At 69.9% G+C, this 13,154-nt stretch carries 11 protein-coding genes; 7 read left to right on the top strand and 4 right to left on the bottom strand.

Features of this window, described 5'->3' with window-relative positions; genetic code table 11:
• Window positions 1–11: 11 nt before the first annotated feature.
• From dapD to UYS_RS0200045, 3 genes are read left to right on the top strand one after another with little or no spacing between them, the layout of a single operon-like run.
• Window positions 12–1,037: a 2,3,4,5-tetrahydropyridine-2,6-dicarboxylate N-succinyltransferase gene (gene dapD, locus UYS_RS0200055; protein WP_016853443.1), complete on the top strand. Its 1,026-nt coding sequence runs from the start codon at window positions 12–14 to the stop codon at window positions 1,035–1,037.
• 51 nt (window positions 1,038–1,088) lie between these two features.
• The gene (gene dapE, locus UYS_RS0200050; RefSeq protein WP_016853442.1) at window positions 1,089–2,264 is read left to right on the top strand and encodes a succinyl-diaminopimelate desuccinylase; all 1,176 of its coding nucleotides are present in this window, start codon (window positions 1,089–1,091) and stop codon (window positions 2,262–2,264) included.
• Between the two features lie 7 nt (window positions 2,265–2,271).
• Complete coding sequence (locus UYS_RS0200045) at window positions 2,272–2,658, top strand: hypothetical protein (RefSeq protein ID WP_016853441.1); 387 nt, start codon at window positions 2,272–2,274, stop codon at window positions 2,656–2,658.
• A gap of 294 nt (window positions 2,659–2,952) precedes the next feature.
• On the opposite strand, the gene UYS_RS18940 is transcribed toward UYS_RS0200045, so the two are convergent.
• Complete coding sequence (locus UYS_RS18940; RefSeq protein ID WP_016853440.1) at window positions 2,953–3,417, bottom strand: cold-shock protein; 465 nt, start codon at window positions 3,415–3,417, stop codon at window positions 2,953–2,955.
• A gap of 183 nt (window positions 3,418–3,600) precedes the next feature.
• Between UYS_RS18940 and UYS_RS0200035 the strand changes: the two genes are divergently transcribed.
• Window positions 3,601–3,846 carry a SlyX family protein gene (locus UYS_RS0200035; protein ID WP_016853439.1) on the top strand — a complete coding sequence of 82 codons (246 nt, stop codon included), beginning with the start codon at window positions 3,601–3,603 and terminating at the stop codon, window positions 3,844–3,846.
• 32 nt (window positions 3,847–3,878) lie between these two features.
• Here the strand turns inward: UYS_RS0200035 and trxB are convergent, their stop codons facing one another.
• The 3 genes from trxB to UYS_RS0200020 all read right to left on the bottom strand — a co-directional run bounded on the left by trxB (window position 3,879) and on the right by UYS_RS0200020 (window position 5,946).
• Window positions 3,879–4,829 carry a thioredoxin-disulfide reductase gene (gene trxB / locus UYS_RS0200030; RefSeq protein WP_016853438.1) on the bottom strand — a complete coding sequence of 317 codons (951 nt, stop codon included), beginning with the start codon at window positions 4,827–4,829 and terminating at the stop codon, window positions 3,879–3,881.
• 133 nt (window positions 4,830–4,962) lie between these two features.
• A complete protein-coding gene (locus UYS_RS0200025; protein ID WP_016853437.1) occupies window positions 4,963–5,565 on the bottom strand; it encodes a peroxiredoxin in 603 nt (200 codons plus the stop codon).
• 171 nt (window positions 5,566–5,736) lie between these two features.
• A complete protein-coding gene (locus UYS_RS0200020; protein WP_016853436.1) occupies window positions 5,737–5,946 on the bottom strand; it encodes a zinc ribbon domain-containing protein in 210 nt (69 codons plus the stop codon).
• Between the two features lie 171 nt (window positions 5,947–6,117).
• On the opposite strand from UYS_RS0200020, the gene acnA reads away from it, so the two are divergent.
• The 3 genes from acnA to UYS_RS0200005 form a co-directional block, all read left to right on the top strand.
• On the top strand, window positions 6,118–8,865 hold the full coding sequence (gene acnA / locus UYS_RS0200015) for an aconitate hydratase AcnA (protein ID WP_016853435.1): 2,748 nt from the start codon (window positions 6,118–6,120) through the stop codon (window positions 8,863–8,865).
• A 298-nt stretch (window positions 8,866–9,163) separates the two neighbouring features.
• Window positions 9,164–12,151, top strand: coding sequence for an HD domain-containing phosphohydrolase (locus UYS_RS18765; protein ID WP_016853434.1), 2,988 nt, complete (start codon window positions 9,164–9,166; stop codon window positions 12,149–12,151).
• Between the two features lie 38 nt (window positions 12,152–12,189).
• Window positions 12,190–13,154: D-alanyl-D-alanine carboxypeptidase family protein (locus UYS_RS0200005; protein WP_016853433.1), on the top strand; the 965-nt coding region annotated here is incomplete at its 3' end.

Below are 13,154 nucleotides of genomic sequence, written 5' to 3'. Positions count from 1 at the left end.
GAGGACCCCACATGCTCAGCTTTGCACTCGGAATCGGCACCCAGAACACCCAGGGCGACTGGCTGGAGATCTACTACCCGGCGCCGCTGCTGAATCCGGACGCCGCCCTGGTCGAGGCCGCCGCCAAGGTGCTCGACGCCCCCGCCGGCAACGCCGCCGTCAGCTTCCTGCCCGAGCAGTGCACCGCGCTCGCCGAGGCCCTGAAGGCCGCCGGCCACGCCGACCAGGCCGAGCTCGCCGAGGCCATGGCCGCCAGCCGGCGCCCGCTGGTGGCGACCTTCATCGCCGAGGACCTGCCGCCGCAGAGCGCCCCGGAGGTCTACCTCAAGCTGCACCTGCTGTCGCACCGCCTGGTCAAGCCCCACGGCACCGACCTGACCGGCATGTTCGGCCTGCTGCGCAACATCGCCTGGTCCAGCGAAGGCCCGATCGACATCGAGGAGCTGCCGGCCCGCCGCCTCAAGGCGCGCCTGGAAGGCCGCACCCTGTCGGTGGACTGCGTCGACAAGTTCCCCAAGATGACCGACTACGTGGTGCCGACCGGCGTGCGCATCGGCGACACCGCCCGCGTGCGCCTGGGCGCCTACCTCGGCGAGGGCTCCACCGTGATGCACGAGGGCTTCGTCAACTTCAACGCCGGCGCCGAAGGCCCGGGCATGATCGAGGGCCGCATCTCCGCCGGCGTGATGGTCGGCAAGGGCTCCGACCTGGGCGGCGGCTGCTCCACCATGGGCACCCTGTCCGGCGGCGGCAACATCATCATCAAGGTCGGCGAAGGCTGCCTGATCGGCGCCAACGCCGGCATCGGCATCCCGCTGGGCGACCGCTGCACCGTCGAAGCCGGCCTCTACATCACCGCCGGCGCCAAGGTCGCCGTGCTCGACGACCAGGGCCAGGAAGCCGAGGTCGTGGCCGCCCGCGAACTGGCCGGCCAGGACGACCTGCTGCTGCGCCGCAACTCCCAGAACGGCCGCATCGAGTGCCTGACCAACAAGAGCGCCATCGCACTCAACGAAGCCCTGCACGCCCACAACTGAGCCCTGCCCCGGCGCCTCACGGCGCCGGGGTGCGGCCCGCCGGAATCCCGCATGACCTCGACCAGCTCCGACCCCACGCTCTCCCCGACCCTCGAACTCGCCATGGCGCTGATGCGCCGCCCCTCCGTGACCCCCGACGACCTGGGCTGCCAGGACCTGATGATCGAACGCCTGGAGCGCCTGGGCTTCGCCGTCGAGCGCCTGCCGTTCGGCGACGTCGAGAACTTCTGGGCGGTGCGCGGCCATCACGGCCCGGTGCTGGCCTTCGCCGGCCACACCGACGTGGTACCGAGCGGCCCCGAGGTGAACTGGGAGCACCCGCCCTTCGCGCCCTGCATCGATGACGACGGCATGCTGTGCGGCCGTGGCGCCGCCGACATGAAGGGCAGCCTGGCCGCCATGGTCACCGCCGTGGAGCGCTTCGTGACCGCCCACCCCGATCATCCGGGGCGCCTGGCCTTCCTGATCACCTCCGACGAGGAAGGCCCGGCGGTGGACGGCACCCGCGCCGTGGTCGAGCACCTGCGCGAGTCCCACGACCGCCTCGACTACTGCATCGTCGGCGAGCCCTCCTCCACCGACCGGCTCGGCGACGTGATCAAGAACGGCCGGCGCGGCTCGCTGGGCGGCGTGCTGCACGTCAGGGGCGTGCAGGGCCACGTGGCCTACCCGCACATGGCGCGCAACCCGATCCACGAGGTCGCCCCGGCGCTGGACGCCCTGGTGCGCGAGCACTGGGACGGCGGCAACGCCTTCTTCCCGGCGACCAGCTTCCAGGTCTCCAACATCCGCTCCGGCACCGGCGCCACCAACGTGATTCCGGGCGAGGTGGAAGTGGTGTTCAACTTCCGCTACTCCACCGCCCTGACCCACGAGACGCTGCGCCAGCGCACCGAGGCGATCCTCGAGGCCCACGGCCTGGACTTCCACATCGACTGGACGCTCAACGGCGAACCCTTCCTGACCTCGGAAGGCGCGCTGGTGGAGGCCGCGGTCGGCGGCGTCGAGGACGTGATGGGCCATCGCCCCGAGCTGTCCACCGCCGGCGGCACCTCCGACGGCCGCTTCATCGCCACCCTGGGCAGCCAGGTGGTCGAGCTCGGCCCGCGCAACGACACCATCCACAAGGTCAACGAGCGGGTCCGCGCCGCCGACCTGGACGACCTCAGCCGGGTCTATGAAGCGATCATGACCCGGCTGTTCGTCGACGGCACGTCACGCCCCTGAGGACACCATGGAACGCTATCCCGACATCGAGATCTATCTGGCCCGCGTCGAGCCCGACGCCCTGAACGCCTGGCTCGGCGAGGCCCTCGACGCCGCGCCGCTGAAGCCGGCCGGCAAGCACCGCTGGCGCACCCAGGGCCGCCACGACGGGGCCGAGATCCCGGTGCTGCTGGTCGAGAAGGCCGCCGACGGCTTCGCCAGCCTGTGGCTGGACAGCGCCGAATCGCCCTGGCCCACCGACGGCGACCTCGCCCGCGCCGCCGCCGCGCGACTCGGCTGCGAGGTGCGCTGCTCGCTGGGCGGCTGGCAGCCCGGCGACGACCCGGACCGCTTCCTGCAGGTGCTGCCCGACGGCTTTGAAGCCACCATCGACTGGCCCGACTCGGGGCAGTGATCGCTCGACGGCCGATGAGCGCCGGTGACAAGGCGGAGCGAGGTTTTTTTGCCATGGGTGAGGCGATTCTCGCCGAACGGGCTGGCCATGGATGGCCAGCACCGGTCCTGCAAGCGAAGCAGGATGCGAGAGCGCTGCAGGGCAAAAGGTGCCCCCAGGGACGGGTTTACAGCGCCCTCGCGCAGGCTTGTGACCGGATCGGCTCATCTTGCGGCCAGAACGGCGGCTCTTGAAACGACATCGCCCCGCGGATGCGGGGCGATGTCGTTGGCGGGGGCTAAAGCCTGACGCTCTTCACGTGATGACCGTCACGTCGTCGGCCTGCAGACCTCTGTCATTGCGCGAGACGTGATACTTCACCTTCTGACCCTCGGCCAGGGTGCGATGACCGCGGCCGCGGATGGCACGGAAATGGACGAAGACATCCTCGCCGCTGTCGCGGGTGATGAAGCCATAGCCCTTGTTGACGTTGAACCACTTGACCTCGCCGATCTCGCGGCCGTCGTCTTCGACCTCGGCGATGTTGGACAGCTGGGGCGTCAGGGCGTTGATCGCCAGGGTGGCCACCAGCATCAGCAGGAAGACCGCCAGGGCCGCCGCGACATAGACCACCGCCAGCCCGCCGACCTCGAGGCTGGCAAACAGCTCGCGGGACAGCTCACCGCCGGTGAGATGGACGAACAGCGCGATCAGCAGCGGCGCCGGCGCGGCCAGCAGCAGACTGACGATACTGCAACGAAACACGACCTTTCGATTCATAAACCTCGGATGCTCTCTTGTCGTAGGGAACGGATGTGATGGGGGCGAGGCACCGAACGGCACGAAGGCCGCCCTCGACCCGGCTGCGTCGGCACCATGCGAACCATCGGTGAACGCCAACGATGCGGACAGGCCACGGCAGGCCGCGCCAGGATGAGCTTGACACGGCATAAGGAGTCTATCATGCACGACGACGACACGCCCTCCGACGCGGCGGCGCGACTGGAGGCCCTGGAGAGCCGGCTGGCCTACCAGGAACACTGGCTGGATACGCTGGACCGCACGGTGGCCGCCCAGGAAAGGCGCCTGATGCAGCTGGAGCGCCTCAACGAGCTGATGCAGCACAAGCTGCGCGAGCAGCGTCAGGCGCTCCAGGAGGCGGATACAGCGACACCCCGCCCAGAGGACGAGGTGCCGCCGCATTACTAGCGATGGCTCGGGCCCGCCAGGCGGGCCCAGGCTCAGAGCGTTTCCAGATAGCGCTCGGCGTCCAGGGCCGCCATGCAGCCGGTACCGGCGGAGGTCACCGCCTGGCGGTAGACGTGGTCCATGACGTCGCCGGCGGCGAACACGCCCGGCACGCTGGTGGCGGTGGCGTTGCCCTCGAGGCCGGACTGCACCTTGATGTAGCCGTTGGCCATGTCCAGCTGGCCCTCGAAGATGCCGGTGTTGGGGCTGTGGCCGATGGCGATGAACACGCCCGGCGCGCCGATCTCGCGCGTGCTGCCGTCCTCGGTGGACTTCAGCCGCGCCCCGGTGACGCCGGTGTTGTCGCCCAGCACCTCGTCCAGGGTGTGATTCCAGATCAGCTCGACATTGCCGTTCTCGGCCTTCTCGAACAGCTTGTCCTGGAGAATCTTCTCGGCGCGCAGGCTGTCGCGGCGATGGACCAGGGTGACCTTGGAGGCGATGTTGGAGAGATACAGCGCCTCTTCCACGGCGGTGTTGCCGCCGCCGACCACCACCACTTCCTGCTGGCGATAGAAGAAGCCGTCACAGGTGGCGCAGGCGGACACGCCCTGCCCCATGAACCGCTGCTCGGAGTCCAGCCCCAGGTAGCGAGCGCTGGCGCCGGTGGCGATGATCAGCGCGTCGCAGGTGTAGGTGCCGTTGTCGCCCTTCAGGGTGTAGGGCTTCTCGCGCAGCTCGACCTCGTGGATATGGTCGAACAGCACCTCGGTCTCGAAGCGCTCGGCATGGCGCTTCATGCGCTCCATCAGCTCGGGGCCCTGCACGCCGGTGTCATCGCCCGGCCAGTTGTCCACGTCGGTGGTGGTGGTCAGCTGGCCGCCGGCCTGCATGCCGGTGATCAGCAGCGGCTTCAGGTTGGCGCGGGCCGCGTAGACGGCGGCGGTGTAGCCGGCCGGACCGGAGCCGAGGATGATCAGGCGTTCGTGGCGTGCTTCGCTCATGGGAAACCTCGCAATTCTCGAAAGGGGTGGAGCAACGGGCTTGGCGATGGCGGCGAGCCGTCGGCATCGCGAAGGCCGCTGTCGGGGACGCGAGGGGCGGCCCGCAGGCCGCCCCGAAGGACATCACACGGGCTTAGAGGGCGCCGGCGTGGTTGCCCAGGTAGCTCGCGACACCTTCGGCGGTGTCCTTCATGCCTTCCTGGCCTTCGTCCCAGCCGGCCGGGCAGACTTCGCCGTTCTTCTGGTGGAACTGCAGGGCCTTGACCATGCGCAGCATCTCGTCGACGTTGCGGCCCAGCGGCAGGTTGTTGACGACCTGGTGCTGGACGACGCCGTTCTCGTCGATCAGGAAGGAGCCGCGCATGGCGACGCCAGCTTCCGGATGCTCGATGCCGTAGGCCTGGGTGATCTCGTGCTTGACGTCGGCCACGATCGGGAAGCCGACTTCACCGATGCCGCCCTTCTCCGGCGAGGTCAGGCGCCAGGCGTGGTGGGTGAACTGGGAATCGATGGAGACACCGATCACCTCGACGCCGAGCTCCTTGAACTGCGCCAGACGGTTGTCGTGGGCGATGATCTCGGACGGGCACACGAAGGTGAAGTCCAGCGGCCAGAAGAACAGCACGCGGAGCTTGCCGTTGCTGTCGGACAGCTTGAAGTTGTCGACGATCTCGCCGTTGCCGAGGACGGCGGCGGCTTCGAAATCGGGTGCTTGACGTCCAACCAGTACGCTCATGCAGATCTCCTTGAGTGAGTGATGACATTCATCGGGGGTAGAAGCGGAATGCCCACGCTAGGTCAGGCATCCTCGCCGCACCACTGAAGCGAGTCAATGGCACGGATAGTCAAAATCGATGGCCGGCATCGGGGCGGCCCATTCGCGGCATGGCGGCTCACGGCACCGGTTTCACAGCACCTCGTCGTCGCGCCCCAGGGTCAGCGACTCGAGCTCGCCGCCGAGGAGCGACACCTCGATGCGCATCTGGATCGGCGAACAGCACTGCGGGCAGTCCTCCCAGGTCGTGTGGCTGCCCTGGGAAAGATCGACCAGCAGCTCGAAGCCGGTATCGCAGTAGGGGCAGCGCACCGCGTGGCTGTCCAGTGCTTCCTCGTGCACGATGTCCTCCCCGGCCGGATCACTGCCCCGTTAGATGGGGCGCCGCGGCCGTCTTTTCAAGGGCGCCGGGGTCAGCGTCGGCGCGATGGTTGAAAAGGCCATCTATCATGACCATGTAATCTATAGCGGACCAGGATGGTTCGATCTTACCCGCCGTGACAGGAGGACCCCATGAGCACTTCGTCCCTACCGGAGACGCTGCAGACCCTCGACGCCGCCGGCACCACCTTCCACTACCATAGCCTGCCCAAGGCCGCCGAGACGCTGGGCGACATCGAGCGCTTGCCGATGACGCTGAAGATCCTGCTCGAGAACCAGCTGCGCTTCGCCGATCAGGAAGGCGTCGAGCGCGAGGACATGCAGGCGCTGGTCGACTGGCAGAAGACCGCCTCGTCCGATCGCGAGATCGGCTACCGCCCGGCCCGGGTGCTGATGCAGGACTTCACCGGCGTGCCCGGCGTGGTCGACCTGGCCTCGATGCGCGCCGCGGTCGAGACCCTCGGCGAGCAGCCCTCGCGCATCAACCCGCTGTCGCCGGTGGACCTGGTGATCGACCACTCGGTGATGGTCGACCACTTCGGCGATCCCAGCGCCTTCAAGGACAACGTCGCCATCGAGATGGAGCGCAACCGCGAACGCTACGAGTTCCTGCGCTGGGGCCAGCAGGCCTTCGACAACTTCCGCGTGGTGCCGCCGGGCACCGGCATCTGCCACCAGGTCAACCTCGAGTACCTGGGCAAGACGGTGTGGACCAAGGAGGAGGACGGCAAGACCTTCGCCTATCCCGACACCCTGGTCGGCACCGACTCCCACACCACCATGATCAACGGCCTGGGCGTGCTCGGCTGGGGCGTCGGCGGCATCGAGGCCGAGGCGGCCATGCTCGGCCAGCCGGTGTCGATGCTGATCCCCGAGGTGGTGGGCTTCAAGCTCACCGGCAAGCTGCGCGAGGGCATCACCGCCACCGACCTGGTGCTGACGGTGACCCAGATGCTGCGCAGCCGCGGCGTGGTCGGCAAGTTCGTCGAGTTCTACGGCGACGGCCTCAAGGACCTGCCGCTGGCCGACCGCGCCACCATCGCCAACATGGCCCCGGAATACGGCGCCACCTGCGGCTTCTTCCCGGTCGACGACGAGACCCTCACCTACATGCGCCTGACCGGCCGCGACGAGGAGCAGATCGCCCTGGTCGAGGCCTACTGCAAGGCCCAGGGCCTGTGGCGCGAACCCGGCGCCGAGCCGGTCTTCAGCGATACCCTCGAGCTCGACATGGGCGACGTCGAGGCCAGCCTGGCCGGCCCCAAGCGGCCCCAGGACCGCGTCAACCTGGCCGACATGCCGACGGCCTTCGCCAAGGTGATGGAAGACGACGGCAAGCCGCTCGAGGCGCCCTCCGAGAAGGGCAAGCTGATGTCCGAAGGCGGCCAGACCGCGGTCGGCGTCGAGGAGAGCTACGAGCACCACGACAGCCAGCAGGTCGACCTCGAGGGCGAGGCCTTCCGCCTCGACCCCGGCGCGGTGGTGATCGCCGCCATCACCTCCTGCACCAACACCTCCAACCCCAGCGTGATGATGGCCGCCGGCCTGCTGGCGCGTAACGCCCGGGAGCGCGGCCTCGACACCAAGCCCTGGGTCAAGACCTCGCTGGCCCCCGGCTCCAAGGTGGTCACCGACTACCTGGCCGCCGGCGGCGTGCAGGACGACCTCGACGCCCTGGGCTTCAACCTGGTCGGCTACGGCTGTACCACCTGCATCGGCAACTCCGGCCCGCTGCCCGGCCCGATCGAGCAGGCCATCACCGACGGCGACCTGACCGTGGCCTCGGTGCTGTCCGGCAACCGCAACTTCGAGGGCCGCGTCCATCCGCAGGTGAAGACCAACTGGCTGGCCTCGCCGCCCCTGGTGGTGGCCTATGCCCTGGCCGGCAACGTGCGCAAGGACCTGGCCCGCGACCCGCTGGGCATCGACCGCGACGGCAAGCCGGTCTACCTGCAGGACATCTGGCCCTCCCAGGCCGAGATCGCCGAGGCGGTGGAGAAGGTCCGCACCGAGATGTACCGCAAGGAGTACGCCGAGGTGTTCGAGGGCGACGAGGTGTGGAAGGCCATCGACGTCCCCGAGAGCGAGGTGTACCAGTGGGACGAGGCCTCCACCTACATCCAGCATCCGCCGTTCTTCGACGGCATGGGCCGCGACCCCGCCCCCACCGAGGACGTCCACCGCGCCCACGTGCTGGCCATGCTCGGCGACTCGGTGACCACCGACCACATCTCGCCGGCCGGCGCCATCAAGCCCGACAGCCCGGCGGGCCGCTACCTGCAGGAGCGCGGCGTCAAGCCGGTGGACTTCAACTCCTACGGCTCGCGGCGCGGCAACCACGAGATCATGATGCGCGGCACCTTCGCCAACGTGCGCATCAAGAACGAGATGCTCGACGGCGTGGTCGGCGGCGAGACCCGCCACGTGCCCTCCGGCCAGCAGATGGCCATCTATGACGCGGCCATGCAGTACCAGCAGGAAGGCACCCCGCTGGTGGTGATCGCCGGCAAGGAATACGGCACCGGCTCCTCCCGTGACTGGGCCGCCAAGGGCACCCGGCTGCTCGGCGTGCGCGCCGTGCTGGCGGAGTCCTACGAGCGTATCCACCGCTCCAACCTGATCGGCATGGGCGTGGTGCCGCTGCAGTTCCCCGAGGGCGAGACCCGCGAGACCCTGGGCCTGACCGGCGATGAGCGCGTCTCCATCAAGGGCCTCGACGATCTCGCCCCGGGCGGCAGGGTCGAGGTGACCATCGAGAGCGACAAGGGCGAGCAGACCCTCGAGGCGCTGTGCCGCATCGACACCGCCAACGAGCTGGAGTACTACCGCCACGGCGGCATCCTGCACTACGTGCTGCGCAAGATGATCGGCGCAGCCTGATTGGGGTATCCCCAGGCACTTTGGGAGTGACAGGCCCCGCCGGGGGATACCGGCGGGGCTTCGACGATCTCTTCCGGCTGGTGCTGACGCTGCTCTCGCTGCGGCTGGTCTGGCTCGGCGTTTCGCGCCTCTGGGGTAGCTGAGCGGAGACTCCGAGAGGGCTATCCGAGCCAGGCGCACGGCTCCCCACGTTGAAAGGCGTTCCCGCAAGGTGCCGCCATCCTCGGCGGACTTGGCGTATCTTGAAGGCAGTGCCGGCACCTCGTCGGCGCCCGACTCGCCGCTGCCGAGGCCGCCCATGCGCCGTTCCTTCTCCCTTCGCGCGCTGACCGCCGTGTCGATCGTCGGCCTGATGCTGATCGTGGCCGGGGTGCTGCTGTGGCACGGCGTCCGCGGTGCCGACAAGATGATGGTCCGCGCCGTGGAGGACACCGGCCGTCAGCTGGCCGTGACCACCGAGGAGCGGGCGCGGCGGCTGATCGACCCGGCCCGGGTGGTGGTGGCGCTGCTGGCCCAGGACGATCTGGCGTCGCGCCAGCGGCTCGTCGATCGCCTGCGCCATCTGCCGCTGCTGGCCGCCTCGCTGGAGGTGCACTCGGCGGCCAGCGCCGTCTACGTGGGCTACGAGGACGGCGACTTCCTGCTGCTGCGCCCGGCCGGGCGGGTGCCGCAGGCGCGGTTGCCCGAGGTGCCCGAGGCCGACGAGGCGGCGTATCTGGTGCAGGCGGTCGACCGCGATGCCGGCGGCAATGCCCAGGCCGAGTGGCGGCTCTACGACCGCGACCTGAACCTGCTCGGCCGGCGGCTCCAGCCGGGCGACGTCTTCGACCCCCGGGAGCGCCCCTGGTATCGGCGGGCGATGGCGGCCAGCGGCCCCTGGCTGACTGAGCCCTATGCCTTGTTCACCACCCGCGAGATCGGCATCACCTTGGCCCGGCGCAGCCGCGACGGTCGGTCGGTGGTGGGGCTTGATGCCTCGCTGGCCGATCTCGGCAGCGAAATGGACGCGCTGGGCATCACGCCCGGCACCCGGCTGGTGGTGGTGTCCCGCGATGGCCGGCTGCTGGCGCATCCCGACGTGGAGACGCTGCTCGCCGCGCCTGGCGGATCGCCGCGGCTGGCGACGCTGGACGAGCTCGATGACCCGGTGCTGCGGCGGCTCGGCCACCTGACCCGGGACGAGGGCGCCTCGCTGGGCGCCGCGGCCCCGGGCGAGGCGGCCTCCGGCGACGACGCCTTCGGCGCCTCCGCCAGCTTCCGGGTCGACGGCGAGGACTGGTTCGGCATGCGCCTGCCGTTCCGCATCCCCGGCGTGGAGCCGGCCACGCTGCTGATGGTGGTGCCGGAGCGCGAGCTGCTCGCCGGCACCCGCGAGCTGCTGTGGCAGCGTTCGCTGGTGGCCGTGCTGCTGGCCCTGGCGCTGCTGCCGCTGGGCGTGTGGGTCGGGCATCGGCTCAGCCGCCCGCTGAACGCCCTGGCCGAGCAGGTCCGGGCGCTGGGCGACTTCGACTTCTCGGCCTGCCGCGGGGTGCGCTCGCCGGTGCGCGAGGTGCAGCAGCTGAGCGGCGCGCTGACGGGCATGGCCGAGGGCATCGCGGGCTTCCAGCGCATGACCCGCACGCTGAGCCGCGAGCCGCGGCTGGACACGCTGCTCGCCACCGTGCTCGAGGACCTGCTGAACATCACCGACAGCCGCCACGGCGCCATCTACCTCGAGGACGAGAGCGATGCCACCCGCTTCGTCTGCGAGGCCGAGCGGGGCCAGGGCGATCCCGACGATCCGCTGCCGGCGTGCCTGACCCTGAAGGCCCCCGAGGAGGGCGGCATGGCGGCGCTGGAGCGCCGGGCCGCGGCCAGCGGCTATCTGGTGCAGCCGCTGTGCAATCGCAGCGGCCATCGCATGGGGCTGCTGGTGCTGGCGCTGCGCGCGTCGGGGCAGGGCGGCGATCGCTCCTGGCGGCGCTTCGTCGAGGAGCTCTCCGGCGCGGCGGCGGTGGCGATCGAGACCCGTCGACTGCTGGAGGGCGAGAAGCGCCTGCTGGATGCCATCGTCGAGCTGATCGCCGGCGCCACCGACGCCAAGTCGGCGCATACCGGCGGCCACTGCTCGCGGGTGCCGCAGTTGGCCGAGATGCTGCTGGAGGGCGCCCATCGCATGACCACCGGCCCCTTCGCCGACGAGACGCTGGACGACGAGCGCCGCACCGCCTTCCACCTGGCGGCCTGGCTGCACGACTGCGGCAAGCTGACCACGCCCGACGAGGTCATGGAGAAGGCCACCAAGCTGGAGACCCGCTACAACCGCATCCACGAGATCCGCACCCGCTTCGAGGTGCTGTGGCGCGACGCCGACGTCGCCTACTGGCGCGGGCTGGCCGAGGGCGGCGACGAGCCCACGCTGGCCGCGGCGCGCCAGCGCCGGCAGACCGAGCTGCAGGAGGCCTTTGGACGGGTGGCCGAGCTCAACCGCGGCGGCCAGGCGGTCGATGCGGACGGCCTGGCGCGGCTCGAGGCGATCGCCGACTGGCGCTGGTGGCGCCACTTCGACGACCGGCTCGGCGTGTCCGAGGAGGAGGCCGCACGATTGGCCCGCGAGCCCGAAGCCCCGCTCCCCGCCGAGGAGCGGCTGCTGGCCGACCGCCCCCGGCATCGCCTCGACTGGGCCGTCGCGCCGCCGCCGGTGGCCGAGGACGACCCGCGCAACCGCTGGGGCTTCGCCATGCAGCCGCCGGAGGTGGCCGGCGACCAGGGCGAGCTCTACAACCTGCGGGTGGCGCGCGGCACGCTCAACGACATCGAGCGCTTCCGCATCCAGGAGCACATCGTCCAGACCGTCATGATGCTCGAGTCGCTGCCCTGGCCGGCGCACCTGCGGCGGGTGCCGACCATCGCCGGCAACCATCACGAACGCATGGACGGCCAGGGCTATCCGCGCCGGCTGGTGCTGGCCGAGGCCAGCCTGGAGGAGCGCATCATGGCGGTGGCCGATGTCTTCGAGGCGCTGACCGCCGCCGACCGGCCCTACAAGCCGGGCCTGACGCTGTCGCGCTCGCTGTCGATCCTGGCCGGCATGGCCCGCGATGGCCATCTGGACCCCGATGTCTTTGCCCTGCTGCTCGACAGCGGCGTGTGGCGCGACTATGCCGCACGCTTCCTGGCCGCGGCGCAGATCGACGAGGTGGACATCGAAGCGCTCAAGCACGAGGCTGGATGTCCGACAACGAAAAGTGGAAATGGCGCTGCGGGCCGCGTTTCGTCCTGTACAGGGCAGGCCCCTAGGTCATAATGCACTTATAAAGCGCGTCATTTTTCAGGGGAACACCGATGCTGCCGACTCAGATTTCCGGCTGGCGAGCGAGTCTGCTTGCCGTCCTCGTCATGGTCAGCCTGCTGCTGGCACCGCTCGCCCAGGCCGAGAACCCTCGCTACGCGGGGATCGTCATCGACGCCGATACCCACGAGATCCTCTACGCCGAGAACGCCGATGCGCCGCGTTTCCCGGCCTCGCTGACCAAGATGATGACCCTCTACCTGCTGTTCGAGGCCATCGAGGGGCGCAGCATGAGCCTGGGGCAGCCGCTGCCGGTCTCGCAGGCGGCCGCGGCCATGCCGGCCACCAAGCTCTACCTCAAGCCGGGCGACAGCATTCCGGTGGAGACCGCCATCGAATCGCTGGTGGTGCGCTCGGCCAATGACGTGGCGGTGGTCATCGCCGAGGCGCTGGGCGGCAGCGAGCGCCACTTCGCGCGGATGATGACCGAGCGCGCCCGCGAGCTCGGCATGGGCCGCACCACCTTCCGCAACGCCTCCGGCCTGCCGGACGACGCCCAGGTCACCACCGCCCGCGACATGGCGGTGCTGGCCCGTCGGCTGATGCTCGATTTCCCCCAGTACTACCACTACTTCTCGCTGCAGGACTTCACCTGGCGCGGCAACACCTACCGCGGCCACAATCGCCTGCTGGCCAACTACCCGGGCGCCGATGGCCTCAAGACCGGCTTCATCCGCGCCTCCGGCTTCAACGTCGCCACCTCGGCGGTGCACGACGGCCGGCGCATGCTCTCGGTGGTGATGGGCGGCTTCACCGCGGCCTCCCGCGATGAGCACATGGCCGACCTGCTGAATCGCGGCTTCGCCCGCGCCGCCCTGGCCGACGGCCACGGCTGGCTGGCGCGCACCGAGATCGCCGCCGAGCGGCTGATGCCGCTGCCGGGCCGCACCCTGCCGCCGGCCGGGCAGATGCTGGCGAGCCGCGACACTGCCGCGCCGGCCGCGACGTCGGCCGCCGC

The sequence above is a fragment of the Halomonas smyrnensis AAD6 genome (genome assembly GCF_000265245.1).
Taxonomy (GTDB): Bacteria; Pseudomonadota; Gammaproteobacteria; order Pseudomonadales; family Halomonadaceae; genus Halomonas; species Halomonas smyrnensis.
The sequence above is the reverse complement of the archived record's forward strand: the minus strand, read 5'-3'. Positions and strand labels throughout refer to the sequence as shown.

Excerpts from the sequence above, each read along its gene's own strand:
- dapD (WP_016853443.1), top strand. The coding sequence starts at position 12 with ATGCTCAGCTTTGCACTCGGAATCGGCACCCAGAACACCCAGGGCGAC.
- dapE (WP_016853442.1), top strand. The coding sequence starts at position 1,089 with ATGACCTCGACCAGCTCCGACCCCACGCTCTCCCCGACCCTCGAACTC.
- UYS_RS0200045 (WP_016853441.1), top strand. The coding sequence starts at position 2,272 with ATGGAACGCTATCCCGACATCGAGATCTATCTGGCCCGCGTCGAGCCC.
- UYS_RS18940 (WP_016853440.1), bottom strand. The coding sequence starts at position 3,417 with ATGAATCGAAAGGTCGTGTTTCGTTGCAGTATCGTCAGTCTGCTGCTG.
- UYS_RS0200035 (WP_016853439.1), top strand. The coding sequence starts at position 3,601 with ATGCACGACGACGACACGCCCTCCGACGCGGCGGCGCGACTGGAGGCC.
- trxB (WP_016853438.1), bottom strand. The coding sequence starts at position 4,829 with ATGAGCGAAGCACGCCACGAACGCCTGATCATCCTCGGCTCCGGTCCG.
- UYS_RS0200025 (WP_016853437.1), bottom strand. The coding sequence starts at position 5,565 with ATGAGCGTACTGGTTGGACGTCAAGCACCCGATTTCGAAGCCGCCGCC.
- acnA (WP_016853435.1), top strand. The coding sequence starts at position 6,118 with ATGAGCACTTCGTCCCTACCGGAGACGCTGCAGACCCTCGACGCCGCC.
- UYS_RS18765 (WP_016853434.1), top strand. The coding sequence starts at position 9,164 with ATGCGCCGTTCCTTCTCCCTTCGCGCGCTGACCGCCGTGTCGATCGTC.